Below are 20,532 nucleotides of genomic sequence, written 5' to 3'. Positions count from 1 at the left end.
AAAAACTTATATATTCACAATCTTTTTTTCTATATATTTATTATCGTATAAAATCGTCCCGTTTTTTAGTGAAGAATTCCTTGCGTTTAGTGTTTTTACCTTAAACAAAGCTCTTATGACAAGTAAATTCGGTTTTACCAAAATGGACATCAATGAATTTGAAACATGGATTTCAAATTTAAGAGTTGCCCGTACCATTCTTTACATTCAGGAACATCATACCTGGAGCCCAAGTTATGTTCAATGCAAAGCCAATAACCAGTTCGAAATTCAGCAGGGAATGAAAACTTATCATGTAAGTACCCATGGATGGATGGATATTGGGCAGCATTTCAGTACCTTCCCCGACGGCAGCATTGTTACTGGCAGAAGCCTTGAAAACACACCTGCCTGTATTGTAGGTTTCAATGCAAATGCCATTTGCATCGAAAATGTCGGCAATTTTGATACAGGAAAAGATGTAATGACTAGTGCGCATAAACAAACCATTGTTCGTATGACTGCAGCACTTTGCAAAAAGTTTAACATTGCGGTAAACAGTAATAAAATTGTCTATCATCACTGGTTTAATCTGAGTACAGGCGTTAGAAATAATGGAAGCGGTAATAACAAAAGCTGCCCGGGAACTAACTTTTTTGGAGGCAACAAGGTAGCCGATTGTGAAAATAATTTCTTACCGCTGGTAAGTACTGCCTTAAACGGCACCACAATGCCTAAGCCTGCAAACATAGAAAAATATGTTTGCGTTACTACCGACAGTTTGAATATCCGCACAGATGCAAATGCTAAAAGTAAAATGGTTACTGATCGCGAACCGGTAACATTAGGTGCAGTACTTCGGGTTTTTGAAGAGAAAAATGGCTGGTTAAAAATATCTGGCTCTCAGCAACAGTGGGTTAACGGTGCTTACACAAAGGAAGTTAAAAGAGCTGCTGTTAACGCTACAACCCTAAATGTTCGTAGCGGACCAGGAACAACCTATCCAAAAGTTGCCTCGTTTGCCAAAGGCCAGGAGGTATTTGTTATCGAAGAAAATAACGGCTGGTGCCGGATCAGTTCTGATAACAAATGGGTAAAAGAGGAGTTCCTGGATATGACTTAACCAGTCCAATTTATAATCTATATTATTTACATTTCTTTTATTAGCTTCTGAATCAGAAACAAGCAGTTTCGGATTCAGAAGCTACCAATTTACGTGGATGAAATAGTTATTCCACGGTAATTTAATGACACCAATTTGCCAGGGTAGCTGAGCCAGCAAAATATCTGTAGCGCTACTTGCTACGTTTAATTCCCAATTTGTTTTTTCCTGATTAAGACTTCCTTTTCTTTTTAAAAAAGATTCAGTTAAGCCCTCTGCTGATGTTCCTTTTAATACGTTCCAATATTTAAGCATAACTAGCTTAATATTAAGAATTTCAGATAGCTCTGTTTTAGTAAAGCTTATGGAACTTGTATCGATTAAGTTTGTTGTATCCATTCCACAAATTATTTTATTAAGCATAAGCTCATCTTCATCTACCGGTAATTGATCCCAGACTAGGTAATGTAAATAGAGAATTGCTTTTTGCCTGGCATAACTGTCTTTAAAATCATGGCCATTTAGCAACTGCAGGTTCAAAAACAGCGAATTTAAATATGGCCACATTAAAACAAGGCCTGCATTTGCTATTGATTTATTATTTTCAGCTGGCATATTGTGGTTTTGTGATCAGTATATCTATTAACTATTAAATGTAAACTATAAGTTTAAATTATTTACATAAATAACTGATTAATTAATACTTAAAAAGCATAATAATTTAAGTATTTTGTTGTAAGGCTCATTAATTTCACAATAAATCATTCTTTAATTTGCAGTTTTATTCGAAACATATATCCCAAGATTTTTGATATGTTTTAACGAGTGGCTACCAGATGAGAGAATCTTAGCACAATAAATTCCGCTGGCCTTACAACAGCCATTCCGATTTCCATTATTAAGCGTCCTTCAAGAATATCCAGCGATGTCATCGTTACTCCCAGTCCCACATTTACAAAAAATGCTTCTTCAGGTTTTGCACCCGCAAGCGCACCATCACGCCATATTTTGATAAGGAAGTTTTCGCACATCGCTTTAACACGTATCCAGGTATTTGCATCGTTAGGTTCAAAAACCGTAAATTCAGTAGACTTCTTTAATGATTCCTCGACCATGATACATAATCTTCTTACAGGAACATATCGCCATTCATTATCATTACCGGCAAGGGTTCTCGCACCCCATATCAATGTTCCTTTACCCTGAAAATTCCGTATCACATTAATGCTTTTGCCTGAAGTAGCATCCACATTCAGATCATCCTGTTCATTATTTGTAATATCTAACAATGGTCTCTCAACACTTCTAATAACTTCATTCGCCGGTGCTTTCCAGACGCCTCTTGAATCATCCACCCTTGCCATAACACCAGCAATAGCTCCTGATGGATAGAGTGGAATATAGAATGCATCCAATGCGTTTAAAATTTGTTTGTTTAAAGACACTGAATCATAAGCTCCGGCAAGTTTGGTACTATTTAATTCTGTTATTGAGGTTTTCTGTTTTAGATTAAAACCGGGTTGAATTTTATCGCTGTTTAGCTTTACCCCTATTTTCCTGTTGGTGCGATCATTTAATGGTATTAAGTCATTATCTACGGTAGCACTGGTATTATTTACCCGGCGATAAACGATAGTTGTTTTCAACTGCGGATAATAAGCTGCGCCGTATTTCAGGTTATTTGGACCAATCAGTTTATCTCTGAAATGATCTGCAACCTGAATAACTGTAGTTTGTCCGGATTGTGGTACATCTATAATTGCAAAACGATCTTTAAGTTTAGCGCATTGCGCCAACATTTCATCGTTAATTTCTTTAATATCTGCATCAATAGTTAGTTTAGTTACTTCAGGAATCACCAGCAATGTAATTTCATCTTGTTTTTCGCAAGCTATTAATCCTGATTTTAAAAGTGGTAGGCTAACCGTTAAAGGTTCAGGCGGGCTTGCAAATAACCCCACGGAAATGATATAACAAGGCCCACCACCATTTTCGTAGAACATTTTAACATGGTAGTAAAGTAGATAAGATGATTCGTTTGGAATGGATAAATTAATCTGCACAGGGCTATTGCCGTCGGCAGTACTGTTTATATCAACCTCAATAGTTTCAGGGTAAGCCAGTCCGAACATTGCTTCAAATTCAATCAGCGAACTAATTCTTTGTGGTATATTTACATCGAAGCCTATCCCATTTTTTAACCGTTTCTCTGTATAGCCAATAAAAGCGGGTATCGCCGTTTCGACTTGCTGAACCGATGCTGGTAATTTTGACACCTCTTCTACATAAACGCCTGGATATTTGTAGCTTTTTGCCATAACAATATTTATTTAAACGGTGCGAAAAGAAAATAACTGAATGCTTTATTGAATAGCCTGAATACCTAACTTATACACTATTGCGGGCAAGTAACTATGCCCGCTGATGCTCCAGAATTGACTCATTTGCTCGAAATTGAAGTTAACTAATACCGCACTAATACGATCTATTCCTGGATCGGTTTTGAATAATAATGGTGAATTACTCTTTGTAAATACATTTTTATGCTGAAAAAATGATATTACGTCTGATAGCCGCTTTAATCCTTCAAGGTAATTAGCATTGTTGGAGTTACTTTCTGCCGTATTAAAATTGGCGGCAATTAATACATATAAATTTAGATACAGTGGTAGATTAAGGTATTCAATGCTATCAGCGACATTATGGGCAGTGACATTTTTGTTTCTCAATAATTTTTCTTCTTCAATATTTATCAGGCTCAGACCTAACTTCCCTCTGGGGATTGCCAGTTTACCATCCGAAGTAATACTGGTAGCGATAATGAAATCTCTCTGATCAGAACCGGCTATTTGGTTGAGATGAGCGTTGATTTCTTTTGTGATAAAATCGAGAGATGTGTTAATCATGATCGTTTTGGCTTAGCCTAAGTTTGCTGATATCCAAATAATTATCATAAACCTATAGATTATTATAACAGACTTATTAACAAATAAAAAAAAGTTATCAACTAATTGGAAATGAGGAAAATCTATGTTTACACAATAATAGAAGCATTTTTTTAATTTTATTTAAATCACTAAAAATCAAATTATTAACATTTACAAAAACATTCCTTAAGTAATTGCTTTACCTGGATTTAACATTTCAAAAAATGATTCTATTTTTAGCGCTCTGAAAACATTAACAAGAACTGCCTATTTTGTAACCTTAAACCTACACAACAAAGAAACTAAAATCCCTATAACCAAAATTTATAATGAATTCTGACCAAACGCTTCTTAATAAGCGCATCCTCTCTATAGATATTCTGAGAGGACTCGTTATGATAATTATGGCGCTCGACCATACCCGAGATTTTTTTCATATTGATGCGATGACCACTGATCCGCTAAATCCGGAAACGACTACAGGACTTTTATTTTTTACCCGTTGGATAACTCATTTCTGTGCTCCAACATTTGTTTTCCTTTCCGGTATATCAGCATACCTTTCGGCACAGCGCAGCACACCTGCAAGAGCCAGTATGTTTTTATTGAAACGAGGTTTATGGCTAATTTTGATAGAAGTTGTGGTGATTACATTTGGGTTAACCTTTAATCCGACATATAACTTTATTATTCTTCAGGTTATCTGGGCCATTGGATGCAGCATGGTTTTATTAGCGCTATTTAGCCGCATTTCATATCAACTGGTACTTATAATTGGCTTAATACTTGTGTTTGGGCATAATATTTTTAATTTATTTCCTGCACCGGCAGACGATAAGGTGAATCTGTTAGTTAAAGTACTTTTTACCGCTTTGGGTACAATTGTACCAGTAGGAAACAATCATTTTATTGCTGTATTTTATTCAATTTTACCCTGGACGGGAATTATGTTTGTTGGTTATGCTACAGGAAAATGGTTTAATAAGGATTACAGTCCTTCGAAAAGATATAGAAACCTGGTAAATTCCGGGGCATTGGCATTGCTTATTTTCGTGGCGCTCCGTTTACTGGGGATTTACGGCGATCCTGCACCAAGAAAGGAATATCATGATGTTTTTAAAAACCTGCTTTCTTTCCTGAATGTAAGCAAATACCCGCCTTCCCTCGAGTATAGCTGTTTAACGTTAGGCGTTGCTATGCTTTTCTTAGCCATGACTGAAAACACAAGAAATAAAATGAGCAAAGTGTTATCAGTTTACGGAAGCGTACCATTCTTTTATTACATTTTACATTTCTACCTGCTGCACAGCATATTGGTTATACTTTTCTTTTTAGAAGGCAACACAACAAAAGAAATTGTTCAGGTTCCGTTTCTGTTCCGCCCTGTTAAATTTGGTTACGATTTGTGGATTGTTTACTGTATCTGGTTTTTTGTTGTTGCTTCACTTTATTATCCTTGTAAATGGTTTAAAAAGTATAAAGCAACACACGATATGTGGTGGCTGAGATATGTTTAAATATTTATAACAGGAAAGGCATGATTGCATTTTAGGAATTGTCCTGGCTCACTAAACCATGGCTTCATGATGAAAGACGATCAACAAGCGCATCATGACGGGATCAATTGCTAAAAACCATTAATGTTAAAAGAAAAAAGCCGCCCGATAAACAGGCGGCCTAAATGGAGGGATGTGAATAGGTTGCAAACGAAACAAAATGTTCAGCTTACAACCGCTGAATATTATTTTTTAGGCTTCGCCGACATGTAAAATGTCAGTTTTCCGCCATTGGTAATATCACTATGTTTTATCTGGTGATTGCTGATTTCTTTCCCGTTAAGTAAAACTTTCTGCACGTAAACGTTTTTATCACTTTGTTTAACGGCTTCAACAGTAAAAGTTTTACCGTTTTCTAAAGTTAAAGTCGCATTATTAACCAAAGGACTGCCTAAAGAATATACATCTGAACCCGGAGAAACAGGATAAAATCCTAAAGATGAGAACATGTACCAGGCGCTCATTTGACCGCAATCATCATTTCCACCAAGGCCATCAGCCGTAGGTTTGTATTGCATATTTAAAATATGGCGAATTTGTGCCTGACCTTTGTAAACCTCATCTGTCCAGTTGTATAAATAAGCAACATGATGTGCAGGCTCATTGCCATGAACGTAACCACCGATAATACCTTCACGGGTAATATCTTCAGTGTGTGCAAAAAATTCGTCAGGTAAGTGCATACTAAACAATGAATCCAAGCGGGCTGCAAATTTCTTCTTACCACCCATCACCTCAATCATCGCATTTGGATCGTGTGGCACGAAGAAACTGTAATTCCAGCTATTACCTTCAATAAATCCCTGTCCTTCAGTATCTTTTGGATCAAATGCTTTTTTGAAAGTTCCGTCTGCCAGTTTAGGACGCATAAATCCAGATGCTGTATCATAGTTATTTCGCCAGTTATTTGAACGTTTAATAAACTCGTTGTAAACATCTGTACGGTTTAATTTCTTAGCCAGTTGCGCGATAGCCCAGTCATCATAAGCATATTCTAAAGTATTCGATACCGATACACCGCTTTTTTCTGCCGGGATATAACCTAAATCCATATAGTAACCTATACCTTCATAATCGCGGTGTTTCGCTGTAGCCACACAGGCATCTAAAGCTTTGTTAGGATCGCCATTGTAAGTACCTTTTATAATCGCATCACTGATAACAGAAACACTATGGTATCCACTCATGCACCAATTATCATTAGCATAATGCGACCATATGGGTAACATGTGTAAACTACTCTGATCGTAATGCGCCAGCATTGATTTTACCATATCATTACTTCTGGCAGGCTGCACAATATTAAAGAATGGGTGCAAAGCCCTGTAAGTATCCCATAGCGAAAAAGTAGTATAATTGATAAAACCATCCGCTTTATGTACCCCTTGATCAAGACCTTTATATTCACCATTTACATCTGTATATGTTGTAGGGTTGATAAAAGCATGGTATAAAGCGGTATAAAAATTTATTTTGTTATTATTTGATGTGCTAACCTGAATCTTGTTAAGCTCTTTGTTCCAGGTAGATTGTGCCTGCGCTTTCACTTTTTCAAAATCCCATCCAGAAATCTCTGCACGCATATTTTGTAAGGCATTTTCCTGGCTCACCGGAGAGAGTGCAAATTTAATTTTAACTTTCTCACCTTCCTGCGTATCAAAATCAAAGAACATTTTTATTTTCTTTCCGGCAATTTCAGGGAAGTTTTTATCCTGGTTAAATTTGCCCCAGAAGCCTCGGTAAGCCTGTTTCGGATCATAGCTTTTACGCCCGTAGCTTTTAAAAGGCTTGGAAAAACTCATCGCGAAATAAACGGTTCTCGTTCTCGCCCATCCGTTGGTTTGGCGATATCCGGTAATTAAGGTATCGTTAACCACACGAACGTAAGTCCAAACGGTTTTATCTTCGTAATTGTAAATTCCGGCCATCAGATCCAGAATAATGTGCGATTGATCTGACTTTGGAAAAGTATACTGGTGCATCCCCACTCTGTTTGTTGCAGTAAGTTCAGCTGTAATGTTATCATCATCCAGTTTCACTTTATAGTAACCTGCTTCAGCCACCTCATTGGCATGTGAATAAGCAGAACGGTAACCAGACTTTGGATCTGAAGCTGTCCCCGGATTCAGCTGTAATTTACCCTGCGTAGGCATAATTAAAAAATCGCCTAAATCAGAATGGCCGGTACCGCTGAAATGTGTATGACTAAATCCAGTTATTGTTTTATCTTCATATTTATAACCTGCACAGTATTTGTAAACGTCGCCATTATACTTACCATTTACTTCGTAAGATAAAGTATCGGTTTCAGGGCTCAACTGTACGGCACCAAAAGGAACAGTAGCACCCGGATAAGTGTGTCCCATTTTCGATGTACCGATAATTGGCTTAACATACTGCACCAAATTCTGTTGTGCTGATACTGCAAACGCAGAAAGCAAAAGACAAGGCAGGATAATTTTTTTAATCATATCAATTTAAAATTTAACTTAATTTTTTAAGATTTTCGAAGGTATTAATTAAAACGCAAAACTAACAAGCTTATCAAGCTAAATCGTTTAACCAACATAAAAAATACAATTGGCTTTTTACAAGTTACTGACGGGCATTGAAGAAAATGAGGCAAATAAACCTTATTTTTGCAGCCAATAGTTTTAAAATGAGCAAACACGGTAGAATTCTGGTAGCCATGAGTGGCGGGGTTGATAGTTCGGTAGCAGCAGTAATGCTACACGAGCAGGGATATGAAGTGATTGGTTTAACCATGAAGACCTGGGATTATGCATCATCAGGAGGAAGCAGTAAGGAAACTGGCTGTTGCTCGCTTGATAGTATAAATGATGCCCGTACACTTGCCGTAAATTACGGTTTCCCACATTATATTTTAGATATTCGTGATGAATTTGGAGATTACGTGATCGATAACTTCGTTGATGAGTATCTGGCGGGAAGAACACCTAATCCATGTGTTTTATGTAATACCCATATTAAATGGGAAGCTTTACTAAAACGTGCCAACAAATTAGACTGTGAGTTTATTGCTACCGGGCATTATGCCAACATCCGCTTGCAAGATAGCGGACGTTATGTAATTTCGAAGGGTAAAGACGAAAATAAAGACCAATCATATGTATTGTGGGGTGTTTCGCAGGAAAACCTTTCACGTACGAAATTCCCTCTAGGTAGTTTTGCTAAATCTGAAATCAGACAAATGGCTTTAGATATGGGGCAGGAAGAACTTGCTAAAAAATCGGAGAGTTATGAAATTTGTTTTGTGCCAGACAATGATTACCGTGCATTCTTACGTCATAAAGTTGAAGATTTAGAAGAACGCGTAGCAGGTGGTAATTTCATTTTAAGTAATGGAATGGTTGTAGGGCAACATAAAGGTTATCCTTTTTATACCATTGGTCAACGCAAAGGTTTAGGTGTAGCCTTTGGTGAGCCGATGTTCGTTACACAAATTATGCCTGAAAGCAATACTGTAATGTTGGGCCGTGCTGACGAGCTTGAGCGCAAAGAAGCATTAGTTAGGAATGTTAATCTTGTAAAATACGCCAGTATTGAAGAGCCTATGAATGATGTAATTACGAAAATCCGCTATAAAGATGCGGGTATGCTAAGTACAATTGTTCAGGAGAAAGATAAAATGCGTGTGGTTTTTGATCACAATGTTTCTGCAATTGCCCCAGGACAATCGGCGGTTTTCTACGAAGGAAATGATTTATTAGGTGGGGGCTTCTTAGTTTAAACATTCGAAAAACATCATATTTAAATCCCGGCAGCTTATGTTGCCGGGATTTTTTTTGGCCAATACATTAATTTTTAATTCAAAAACAGAAATATTCCGAAAAGCTATATTTTGATTTTTTTTACTTATTTTGGTACATCATCATTCCTATATAATTTTTTTAGTGCGAAACTTTAAATATCAATTATATGGAAACATCAAAATTCTCAAAATTTACCGCTGAGTTTCTCGGCACTTTAGTATTGGTTTTAATGGGCTGTGGCAGTGCCGTAATTGCCGGCGCCGACGGGACAACCGGTGTAGGTTTACTGGGTATTTCCTTTGCTTTCGGATTATCTGTAGTGGCCATGGCTTACGCTATCGGGCATATCTCTGGTTGTCATATTAATCCGGCCATCTCGATAGGCATGGTGGTTGCCGGTAGAATGAAAGCAAGTGAAGCAGCTTATTATATTGTGGCACAGCTATTGGGCGGTATAGCCGGTGCAGGATTGCTTTACCTTATCGTAAGTAACCAGGCAGGCTTTGAACTTAAAGAATGGGCCTTAGGCTCGAATGGTTGGGGAAAAGGTTACCTGGGAGAATATAACAGTACAGCGGCCTTTATTGCAGAAGCTGTGTTTACGTTTATATTTCTACTCGTTATTTTCGGTGCCACATCTACTAAAAATATTAATGGTGGCTTTGCCGGTCTGGCAATTGGTTTATCGCTGGTTTTAATTCACGTTGTTGGCATTAAAATTACAGGTGTTTCAGTAAATCCGGCAAGAAGCTTTGGCCCGGCCGTAATAGCAGGAGGTGAAGCAATAAAACAAGTTTGGATGTTCTTTGTAGCACCTGTTGTGGGCGCAGTATTAAGTGCTTTGGTGTGGAAGACCATTCTGGAGCGGAACTAATAAGCATGTAAAATGGACGATGTTTGATGGCGTTAAAAAAAACGACGAACCATCAGCACATAAAAAAGGGTAAAATGGAATTTCCATTTTACCCTTTTTAAGTTTATATCAGTTATGAGCGAAAATCATTCCCTCATATCTTCCATTTACTAAAGGTTCTTTACAATTGCCTCATCAGTCGGTTTTGTTTTCGAACGGAAACGGTGAACCAACTCCCCTTTTTCATTAATCAGAAATTTTTCGAAGTTCCATTTAATATCGCCTTGCTCTTCAGTATTGGTTTGAGAAGTTAAATATTTGAACAATGGACTAATATCATCACCTTTAACGCTGCTTTTTTCAGCCAATAAAAAGGATACATTATATTTTCCGGTACAAAACTCTTTAATTTCCGCATTAGTTGAGAACTCTTGTCCACCGAAATTACCTGCAGGGAACCCAATAAGCACAACTTTTTTTCCGTATTCCTTTTGTAATTTTTCAAGGTCTTCGTATTGTGGTGTGAAACCACATTTAGAAGCTGTATTTACAATCAGCATCTTTTTGCCTTTGAATTTCGATAATTTGATTTCTTTACCATCAATGGTTTTAAAGCTGAAATCGTAAACATTTTTCGGAGGTGTTGTTACCAAAAAATTTAATAGGATGAGAATAGTGTTTATCATTGTTGTTTTATTTTATATACGAATATAGGTACAAATAGTTTTTGATTAAGTAAGGTTCGTGTAAAATGTAGCATGAATTGCAATCTTACAAATAGAAATATTTTAAACATAAATTTAACGGTTAGCTACAAATAATAAGTTCCAGGTAGATTAACATACGATTAGAAATACCTAAAAAATCGACCATTTAATATATAAAATCGAAAATAGGTTTGGAATTATCCTTTAATTATAGCTTTATTTGCACAAAAACGTATTTCATGGCCAAAAATTTATTAATCGTCGAGTCCCCTGCAAAAGCTAAAACCATAGAAGGCTATCTAGGCAAAGATTTTCTTGTAAAATCGAGCTATGGCCACATTCGGGATTTGGCAAAAGGTGATATGGCCATTGATATAGCAAATGATTTTGCCCAGAAATATGAAGTTCCTGCCGATAAGAAAGCACTGGTAGCTGAATTAAAGAAACTTGCCAAAGATGCCGAAATGGTATGGCTGGCATCCGATGAGGACCGCGAGGGAGAAGCCATCTCCTGGCACTTATACGAAACCCTTGGCCTTAAGCAAGAGAAAACCAAACGCATTGTATTCCATGAAATTACCAAACCTGCAATACTAAAAGCTATCGATAGTCCGCGTACAATTGATTATAATTTAGTGAATGCACAACAGGCACGCCGGGTGCTGGATCGTTTGGTAGGATTTGAACTTTCTCCTGTATTATGGAAAAAAGTTAAACCATCGCTTTCAGCAGGTCGTGTTCAGTCAGTTGCAGTAAGATTAATTGTCGATCGCGAACGTGAAGTTCAACACTTCAATGCCTCAGCAGCTTATAAAATTACAGCGCAGTTTTCAACCGGAAAAGGTAAAGAAATCGTAAAAGCAGAGCTACCTCAACGCTTTGAGAGTGAATCAGATGCTGAAAAATTCTTACAGGATTGTGCTAACGCTAAATTTGATATCAGCAGTTTAGAAACCAAACCGGCTAAACGTAATCCAGCTGCACCGTTTACAACATCTACCCTGCAACAGGAAGCTTCCAGAAAATTAGGTTTTTCAGTTGCCCGAACCATGCAGATAGCACAAAGGTTATATGAAGCTGGTAAGATTACCTACATGAGAACGGATTCGGTAAACTTATCCGAAACTGCAATCAATGCAGCTGCTGCAGAAATTAAATCGGCTTATGGTGATAAATACCACCAGCCAAGGGTTTACAAAACAAAATCGGCAGGCGCACAGGAAGCACACGAGGCAATCCGTCCTACTTATTTCGACAGGCATACTGTTGATGGGGACATTTCTGAAAAACGTTTATACGATTTAATCTGGAAACGTTCTATCGCTTCGCAGATGAGTGAAGCCTTGTTTGAAAAAACAACCGCTCAGATTACGGCTTCAACCAGAAAAGAACATTTAGTGGCAGAAGGTGAAGTACTCAAATTCGATGGTTTCTTAAAAGTATATTTAGAATCAACTGATGATGATGAAGGTGATGAAAAAGAAGGTGGTTCTATCCTTCCTCCATTAGCTAAAGGACAGGAATTATTCTTGAAAGAAATGCAGGCTACAGAACGTTTTTCTCGTCCACCTGCTAGATACACTGAGGCAAGCTTAGTAAAAAAATTAGAAGAACTGGGCATTGGCCGTCCTTCAACTTATGCACCAACCATTTCTACAGTACAAAACCGTGGGTATGTGGTAAAAGAAGATCGAGAGGGTAAGCAACGTAAATTCACAGCCATTACATTGGCAAATGGTAAGGTAAGCAAAGATTCAAAATCTGAAATTACAGGTGCCGAAAAACAAAAGCTCTTCCCTACCGATATCGGTGAAGTGGTGAACGATTTCCTAGTTGAACATTTCAAAGGTATTGTGGATTTTAACTTCACGGCTAAAGTTGAAAAAGAATTTGATGAGATTGCCCAGGGACTACAAGAGTGGACAAAAATGTTGCATTCTTTCTATAATCCATTTCATACAGAGGTTGAAACAACTTTAGAAACTGCAGAGCGTGCTACAGGCGAACGTTTACTCGGTTTAGATCCTGCAACAGGCAAAAACGTATATACCAAAGTTGGTAAATTCGGACCTTTGGTTCAGATTGGCGAACTTGATGAAGAAGAAAAACCACGTTACGCAAGTTTAATGCGTAACCAATCGGTAGCCACCATCACTTTAGAAGATGCACTAGAATTATTCAAACTACCATTCTCATTACCCGATTTCGAGGGTAAGGAAGTATTAGTTGGAGTAGGCAGATTCGGTCCTTATGTAAAGTGGGGTGAGGCTTTTATTTCTTTACCAAAAAATGAAGAGCCACTTTCTGTTAATTATGAAAGGGCCGTGCAAATTATCCAGGAAAAAATGGATGCTGATGCACCTATCGCCTATTACGAAGGTTTAGGTGTTACGAAAGGTAAAGGCCGTTTCGGTCCGTTTATTAAATGGAACGATCTATTCATCAACATCCCTGCAAAAGGCTACGATTTCGATAACCTTTCTCAGGCTGATATCGAGACCCTAATTGGAAAAAAGGTAGAGAAAGAAGCTAACCGTTACATCAAAACATGGGATGCTGAGAAAATTTCTATTGAAAATGGCCGCTGGGGACCTTTTATTCGTTTCGGTAAACTAATGCTCAAACTGAGAAATAATGAAGCTACAAAACAAAAATATACTGCGGAAGAATTAGCTGATGTTGATTTGGAAGTGATTAAGAAAATGATTGTAGAGCAGGTGCCTAATGCTTTTGAAACAAAGAAGAAAGCTCCTGCAAAGAAGAAAGCGCCAGCTAAAAAAGCTGTAGCAAAGAAGAAGTAACCTGCATAGAGAATTTTAGGATAAGGAGATAAATCCTATACCAAATTCTTTCTTGTCAAATATATATTGTCATTCTGAGCTTGCCGAAGAACTTTTAACAAGTGTTTCGACAGGCTCAACATGACAAATCGAATAAATTATGAAAGCCGATTTACCAGAAAATACAGTTGAGGATATCGCTATGGCGGTCGTGTTGATGAGTGAAACACCAGAAGTAAAAAACTGGACGGTCTACCTGGTTAATTTAAAAAACGAGCCCATTACCAATGTATTAATCAGTTCGAAAGGATACGGCGAAAAAGATGGCAAACAAGTTAAAACTTCGGTATTAAGGCATTTCATTGGCGACATGGAGGCCAACGATTTTAAAGGTGTTGAAGCTATTGATCCTGAAGTTTTCGGTTTAACTAACGAATACTGGTTAAGCTATTACATTGGCAATACCATTTACGATAAAAAATTCATCTTCCTGCCGGAGAGCATAATCGATTCAAATCTGATTAAAATTCCACTGGTTAATAAACCTGGAGTGATGATTAAGTAAATCGTTTATTAATGATTGGTTTTGCAGGTTGCTAACAAATGAACCAATGAGCCGAATTATGGCACCTTAACCGCTTGCCTGCCAAGCAATTTCCAACCAGTCTTCTCCTTGCTCCAAATGAGCAAAATATACAATTTCACATTTCCCGGAACGTTTCTATCGTTTGTTTTAGCACTTAAGGTATGGCGAACTAAAGCGGTTTTATTCTGAATAATAACTGTTTGATCAGTCAGGTTGATATCTACAAAATCCGATTCACCGGATAATAAAGAATGCATAAATTCCTTTTTAGTCTGCACCTTTCCACTGGAATGCCCATAACTCAGCTTGTTCAGCACAATTTTATCCAAAGCCATACTATCAGGTGTAATCATTAGTTTAGTTAACTGATTAACAGCCGATTCTACATCTGTTTGTTGGGCAAAGGAAAAGTTAGCCGCTGAAATAAGTGTCGAAAAAATTAAAAGTTTCTTGATCATATCTGGTTAATAATTGGATTGATTTGTAAACATATCTAAATCACATCAAAGACACAAACCCAAGTGCTTAATTTTCAACATAATTTCTTTTGAGGGGAATTTTAATTAATTTTCCATACATCTAATTAAAATTTCAAAAATGGAACAACCATCTACCTATCAATCTTCTTCCAAAAAGAAATTTCTTTTTATAGGCCTGCTCGCACTCTCTATTGCGGCAATTGTATTTGTCTATTTTAACCGAAAGAAGAAAACAAACGAAGATAACCAGGCTTATGCAAAATACATTGAAGCCTATACCTCCGGCACAATTTCAAAGAAAAGCTTTATCCGGGTTCATCTGGCAAATGCCGCAACCGGCATGCAGGATTTAGGCAAAGCCGATTCAAGGGAATTATTTGATTTTTCACCATCAATAGCCGGAAAAACATACTGGATAGATCCCCAAACAGTCGAATTCCGTCCGGATGAAAACCTAAAACCTGGCAAAGCATACGAAGCCACTTTTAAATTGGCAGAAGTTTCGGCTACAGAAAAAGGGCTGGAAGATTTCGATTTCGAATTTAAAGTAATCACCCCTGGTGTAATGCTTTCTCAGAATGGTTTAGTTTCCCAGAACAACACTTCGCTGGATTACATGAAATTAACAGGCGAAGTAGCAACGGCAGATGTGGAAGAAACTGCTAAAATTGAAAAGGTTATTGCACTTGATTTCGATCAGAAATTAAAAATCAAATGGCAGCACGACCCCGCTAAAAACACTTCTAAATTCACTATAGATAGTATAAAGAAAGTTAGTGCCGACCAAACACTTAAGATAAACTGGGATGGCGATCCTATTGATGCTGAACAGAAAGGCAAAGAAGAGATCAGAATTCCAGCCTTGAATAAGTTCGAAATTCTGGATATGAAGGCCATTCAGGGTGAAGAAGATTACGCCCTGGTACAATTTTCTGAACCTATTGGCGTGGGCCAGGACTTAACCGGCTTAATCTCCCTTGGAAATTTAAGCGATTTACGCTATACCATTGATGCCAGCCAGGTAAAAGTTTATGCTACCGAAGAGCTTAAGGGAAACTATACCTTAACCGTAAATAATGGTGTAGAAAACATTAATGGAAAAGCATTATCTGGCGGAAAAACGGCAAGTCTGGTATTTGAGGATAAACTTCCGGCGGTTACCATATCCGGTAGCGGTTCTATTTTACCAAACTCAGGTAAACTCGTATTGCCTTTCGAAGCCATTAATTTAAAAGCAGTCGACGTTACAGTCATCAAAATTTATGAAAATAACATTCCGCAGTTCTTCCAAACCAACAGCTATAAAGATGGCAACGAACTACGTCGGGTAGCAAAGCCTATCTTGCAGAAAACGGTCAGGTTAGATGAAGACAAATCGTTGAACTTACATAAGAAAAATCGCTTCACGCTTGATTTAGACAAGATGATCCGTACCGAACCGGGTGCAATGTATCGTGTTACCATTGCTTTCAGGCAGGAATATAATGCTTATAACTGCAAGTCTGGTACAGGCGAAGCAAGCGATGGAGATAACAAAGATGAGTATGGTGAATATGAAAGTTATGGTGAGAAAATTGATGAAGATGATGATTTCTGGCAGCGTTACAATAACTACTATCCGGCTAATTATCGCTGGAATGATAAGGATAACCCTTGCACGCCATCCTTTTATACCAATCAACGCTGGGCAAGCAGAAACCTGATTGCATCGAATATTGGCCTTGTTGCCAAACGTGGAAATGATAACAGCATGCTCGTTGTTGCAACAGACTTACTCACCGCAAAGCCTTTAAGTGGTGTGAGCTTGGAGCTTATGGATTACCAGAAACAAATCATCTTTACCACAAAAACCGATGGTGATGGTTTAGCCAGGTTTGATTTAAAACGCCAACCCTTTTTATTGATAGCTAAAAATGGTTCTGAACGCGGTTATTTGAAATTAGATGATGGTGGCTCGCTCCCTTTAAGCCGCTTTGATGTTGGTGGTGATGTAGTGCAAAGTGGATTAAAAGGCTTTATTTATGGTGAGCGGGGTGTTTGGCGACCAGGCGACAGTTTGTTTGTATCCTTTATTTTAGAAGACAAACTGAAAAAACTACCGGCAAATTATCCGGTAACGATGGAATTCTACAATCCAAAAGGTCAGCTCTATAAACGCCTGATTAACGGAAAGCCTTTAAACGGATTTTATTCCTTTAAAACCGCTACAGAAAGTACCGCACCAACAGGAAACTGGATGGCCAAAGTGAAAGCCGGAGGTGCTACCTTCACCAAAACCCTGAAAATTGAAACGGTGATGCCAAATCGTTTGAAAATTGATTTCAATGTTGGTAACAGGACTTATTTAAGTACGGGTACCGCTGCCGCTACCCTATCGGCCAAATGGTTATTCGGAACACCGGCGCAAAACCTGAAAGCAAAAGTTGATGTTAATTTAAATACTACTGAAACAAAGTTCAAAGGATTTGAAGGCTTCAGTTTCGATAACCCTACTGTGAATTTCGAATCGCAGGTAAAAACAATTTTCGAGGGAACATTAAATGCCGCCGGAACCGCCCAGATTAACACGAACCTGAATGAAAACAATACCGCCCCAGGTGCTTTAAGAGCCAATTTTACCACTAAAGTTTTTGAACCTGGAGGTAACTTCAGTATCGATAACTTTAGCATCCCTTACCATGTGTACAAAAGTTATTTAGGTATCAGGCCTGAAAAAGGTGATAAACTGAGTGGAATGCTCGTAACCGGGAAAGATCACAAGATTGAAATTGTGAATGTAAATACCGATGGTAAGCTGTTAGGCGGCACAAAAACCGTTCAGGTAGAGTTGTACAAAACACAATGGCGCTGGTGGTGGGAACAGGATGACCAGTACACTTATGCAAACTTTACGCAAAACCAATACAACAAACTGGTTGAAACTCGTCAAGTTACTTTAACCAATGGAAAAGGCAGCTGGAATTTACGTATAAATGAACCTGAATGGGGACGTTATTTAATTCTGGTTCGCGATTTAAATGGCGGCCATGTTACCGGAAAATCTGTTTATGTAGACTGGCCGGGCTGGGCACAACGTGAGCAGGGTGCTAATCCCACAGAAGCTTCAATGTTATCATTTACGGCAAATAAAGAGAAATTTACCGTAGGTGAAGACATTACTCTAACCATACCTACAGGTGAAAATGGTCGTGCATTAATTTCGATAGAAAACGGAAGCAGGGTTTTAAAAACCTTCTGGATTGATACAAAAGCCGGACAAACGCAATACAAGTTTAAAGCAGAGAAAGAAATGGCACCAAATGTTTTTGCCAATATCACCTTATTGCAACCGCATGCCCAAACTGTTAACGATTTACCTATCAGAATGTATGGAGCTATTCCACTAGCAGTTGAAGACCCACAAACTATATTAAATCCAACCATTAAAATGTTGGATAAAATTAAACCGGAAACCGAAAACACCATTACTGTTGCCGAGCAAAACGGTAAAGCAATGACTTATACCATTGCTTTGGTTGATGAAGGCTTACTGGATTTAACACGGTTTAAAACACCTGATCCACACAGTGCTTTTTATGCCCGGGAAGGTTTAGGTGTTAAAACATGGGATTTATTTGATTACGTTCTAGGTGCATGGGGCGGAAACTTAGAGCGTATTTTAAGCATTGGTGGTGATGGAAGCATCAACAAAAACTTAAATCCTGCCAAAGCCAACCGCTTCCAGGCAGTAGTAAAATACCTCGGGCCATTCAGCATTGGTAAAGGCGAAAGCAAAACCCATAAATTTAAATTACCGCAATACATTGGTGCAGTAAGGGCTATGGTGGTAGCAGGTCAGGATGCGGCTTACGGTTATGCCGAGAAATCGGTACAGGTTAAAAAACCGCTAATGGTATTGGCCACCTTGCCACGTGTAATTGGTCCTGGAGAAAGCTTTACCCTTCCGGTAACCGTTTTCGCAACTGAAAATAATTTAAAAAATGTTTCTGTTCAGCTTCAGGCAAGTAACCTGATTGTTCAGGGCACTAACAAGCAACAACTTTATTATAAACAGACTGGCGAGCAAATGGCCTATTTTGAGGTAAAAGCACCAAATAATGTCGGTATTGCTAAAGTTAAAGTGATTGCTCAAAGCGGCACAGAAAAAACAGTTTACGATGTAGAAATGGATATTAGAAATCCAAATCCTTATGTCACTAATGTAGTTTCAGCAACCATTCAGCCACATACCAAATGGAATATAAATTATCAGCCTATTGGCATGGCCGGCACCAATTCAGGTACTTTGGAAGTCTCTTCTATTCCGGCAATTAATTTAAGTAAACGATTAAGCTACCTGATTCAATATCCGCATGGTTGTATTGAACAAACTACTTCAGGGGTTTTCCCTCAGCTTTACCTGGACAGGTTAAGTCCGTTAAATGCGCAGCAAAAAGCAAAAACAGAAGCCAATATTAAAGCTGGCATTACCCGGTTAAAAGGCTTCCAGACTACTGATGGCGGTTTATCTTACTGGCCAGGTGAAGGAAATGCTGATGAATGGGGAAGTAATTACGCCGGGCACTTCCTTGTTGAAGCACAAAATGCAGGTTATACCTTGCCGGTTGGTTTATTGGATGAATTGTTACGTTATCAAAAAACAAAGGCCACCAACTGGGCACCAAACAGTAACAACTTTTATGGCGGTGATTTATCGCAAGCTTACCGCTTATATATGCTTGCCCTAGCTAAAAAACCTGAAATGGCTGCAATGAACCGTTTGAAAGCTTTTGAATATCTTTCTGTAGCGGCTAAATGGCGACTTGCAGCGGCTTATAAACTCGCAGGACAAAACAGTGTAGCCCAAAACATGATTAATGGTTTAGACAGCTCAATTCAACCATATAAGCAACTGGGCGGAACCTATGGTTCTGATGTTCGCGATGAGGCCATGATTCTTGAAACCCTTACCTTACTCGATCAAAAAGCTAAAGCTGCTAACTTACTACAGCCATTGGCAGCCAAATTAGGTGAAAATACCTGGTACAGTACACAAACAACCGCTTATGGTTTGCTAGCCATCTCCAAATTCTGTGGTGCCAATCAGTCGGCCAATAAGCTGCAATACCAATATGTGTTAGATGGTAAGTCGGCTCCTGTTAATTCGAGCCAATACCTTAACAGTACACCGGTTACTTTTAAAGGTAATACTGCTTCGGTAACCAATAATGGTAATAATGTATTATTTGCCCGGTTGGTATTAGAAGGACAACCGGTTGCTGGTCAGAATAATTTCTTGCCGAACCGGCCGGAAGTTTTAGATATGAGCGTAGTCTATAAACGATTGAATGGAAAACCATTAGATCCGACCACCTTAAAACAAGGAACAGATTTCTATGCAGAAGTAACGATAAAAAACCCGGGAAGAATGGGCTATTACGAGCAAATGGCATTGACGCAAATCTTTCCGTCGGGATGGGAAATTATTAACACACGACTTAATGATAACCAAAGTATTTTGGCTTCGTCACCTTTTACTTATCAGGATATCAGGGATGATCGGGTGTTTACTTATTTCAACATCCGGGAAAATGAAAGTCTGGTTTATAAAGTACTGCTCAATGCATCTTACCTTGGTAAATATTATTTGTCGGCCGTTCAGTGCGAAGCCATGTACAATAATGATATTTCTGCTACACAGGATGGCAAATGGGTTCAGGTGGTGAAATAATTAATACAGCTACCTTAAATAATACAATTTGAGTAAATAGGACTGCTTCGTGCCACATCGAAAACCAACATAAAGGTTAT

Annotated in this window: 13 protein-coding genes; 7 read left to right on the top strand and 6 right to left on the bottom strand. The window is 38.3% G+C overall.

What is annotated here, in order from left to right:
- The first annotated feature begins 115 nt into the window (after window positions 1–115).
- Window positions 116–1,102, top strand: coding sequence for an SH3 domain-containing protein (locus R2R71_RS00265; protein ID WP_316829231.1), 987 nt, complete (start codon window positions 116–118; stop codon window positions 1,100–1,102).
- 81 nt (window positions 1,103–1,183) lie between these two features.
- Here R2R71_RS00265 and R2R71_RS00260 read toward each other — a convergent pair whose 3' ends face one another.
- The 3 genes from R2R71_RS00260 to R2R71_RS00250 form a co-directional block, all read right to left on the bottom strand.
- On the bottom strand, window positions 1,184–1,696 hold the full coding sequence (locus R2R71_RS00260; RefSeq protein ID WP_316829230.1) for a contractile injection system tape measure protein: 513 nt from the start codon (window positions 1,694–1,696) through the stop codon (window positions 1,184–1,186).
- A 203-nt stretch (window positions 1,697–1,899) separates the two neighbouring features.
- Window positions 1,900–3,399, bottom strand: a complete 1,500-nt coding sequence (locus tag R2R71_RS00255) for a phage tail sheath family protein (protein ID WP_316829229.1) — start codon at window positions 3,397–3,399, stop codon at window positions 1,900–1,902.
- 45 nt (window positions 3,400–3,444) lie between these two features.
- Complete coding sequence (locus tag R2R71_RS00250) at window positions 3,445–3,987, bottom strand: Pvc16 family protein (protein ID WP_316829228.1); 543 nt, start codon at window positions 3,985–3,987, stop codon at window positions 3,445–3,447.
- A 350-nt stretch (window positions 3,988–4,337) separates the two neighbouring features.
- On the opposite strand from R2R71_RS00250, the gene R2R71_RS00245 reads away from it, so the two are divergent.
- The gene (locus R2R71_RS00245; protein WP_316829227.1) at window positions 4,338–5,525 is read left to right on the top strand and encodes a DUF1624 domain-containing protein; all 1,188 of its coding nucleotides are present in this window, start codon (window positions 4,338–4,340) and stop codon (window positions 5,523–5,525) included.
- A gap of 224 nt (window positions 5,526–5,749) precedes the next feature.
- Here R2R71_RS00245 and R2R71_RS00240 read toward each other — a convergent pair whose 3' ends face one another.
- Window positions 5,750–8,035 carry a GH92 family glycosyl hydrolase gene (locus tag R2R71_RS00240; RefSeq protein WP_316829226.1) on the bottom strand — a complete coding sequence of 762 codons (2,286 nt, stop codon included), beginning with the start codon at window positions 8,033–8,035 and terminating at the stop codon, window positions 5,750–5,752.
- A gap of 188 nt (window positions 8,036–8,223) precedes the next feature.
- On the opposite strand from R2R71_RS00240, the gene mnmA reads away from it, so the two are divergent.
- Complete coding sequence (gene mnmA, locus R2R71_RS00235; protein WP_316829225.1) at window positions 8,224–9,315, top strand: tRNA 2-thiouridine(34) synthase MnmA; 1,092 nt, start codon at window positions 8,224–8,226, stop codon at window positions 9,313–9,315.
- A gap of 188 nt (window positions 9,316–9,503) precedes the next feature.
- Complete coding sequence (gene aqpZ, locus R2R71_RS00230; protein WP_316829224.1) at window positions 9,504–10,211, top strand: aquaporin Z; 708 nt, start codon at window positions 9,504–9,506, stop codon at window positions 10,209–10,211.
- Between the two features lie 149 nt (window positions 10,212–10,360).
- Here aqpZ and R2R71_RS00225 read toward each other — a convergent pair whose 3' ends face one another.
- Entirely contained in the window at window positions 10,361–10,876 is a 516-nt protein-coding gene (locus tag R2R71_RS00225) for a glutathione peroxidase (RefSeq protein ID WP_316829223.1), read from the bottom strand.
- Window positions 10,877–11,136: 260 nt separating this feature from the next.
- On the opposite strand from R2R71_RS00225, the gene topA reads away from it, so the two are divergent.
- Together topA and R2R71_RS00215 are read left to right on the top strand one after the other, a co-directional pair.
- Window positions 11,137–13,698 carry a type I DNA topoisomerase gene (gene topA, locus R2R71_RS00220; protein WP_316829222.1) on the top strand — a complete coding sequence of 854 codons (2,562 nt, stop codon included), beginning with the start codon at window positions 11,137–11,139 and terminating at the stop codon, window positions 13,696–13,698.
- A 139-nt stretch (window positions 13,699–13,837) separates the two neighbouring features.
- Complete coding sequence (locus R2R71_RS00215; RefSeq protein WP_316829221.1) at window positions 13,838–14,242, top strand: hypothetical protein; 405 nt, start codon at window positions 13,838–13,840, stop codon at window positions 14,240–14,242.
- Window positions 14,243–14,298: 56 nt separating this feature from the next.
- Here the strand turns inward: R2R71_RS00215 and R2R71_RS00210 are convergent, their stop codons facing one another.
- Entirely contained in the window at window positions 14,299–14,721 is a 423-nt protein-coding gene (locus tag R2R71_RS00210) for a nuclear transport factor 2 family protein (RefSeq protein ID WP_316829220.1), read from the bottom strand.
- A 139-nt stretch (window positions 14,722–14,860) separates the two neighbouring features.
- Between R2R71_RS00210 and R2R71_RS00205 the strand changes: the two genes are divergently transcribed.
- The gene (locus R2R71_RS00205) at window positions 14,861–20,452 is read left to right on the top strand and encodes an alpha-2-macroglobulin family protein (RefSeq protein ID WP_316829219.1); all 5,592 of its coding nucleotides are present in this window, start codon (window positions 14,861–14,863) and stop codon (window positions 20,450–20,452) included.
- The last annotated feature ends 80 nt before the right edge of the window (window positions 20,453–20,532 follow it).

This window comes from Pedobacter aquatilis (genome assembly GCF_032678405.1).
GTDB lineage: Bacteria > Bacteroidota > Bacteroidia > Sphingobacteriales > Sphingobacteriaceae > Pedobacter > Pedobacter aquatilis_A.
This window is presented reverse-complemented; position numbering and strand designations above follow the sequence as displayed.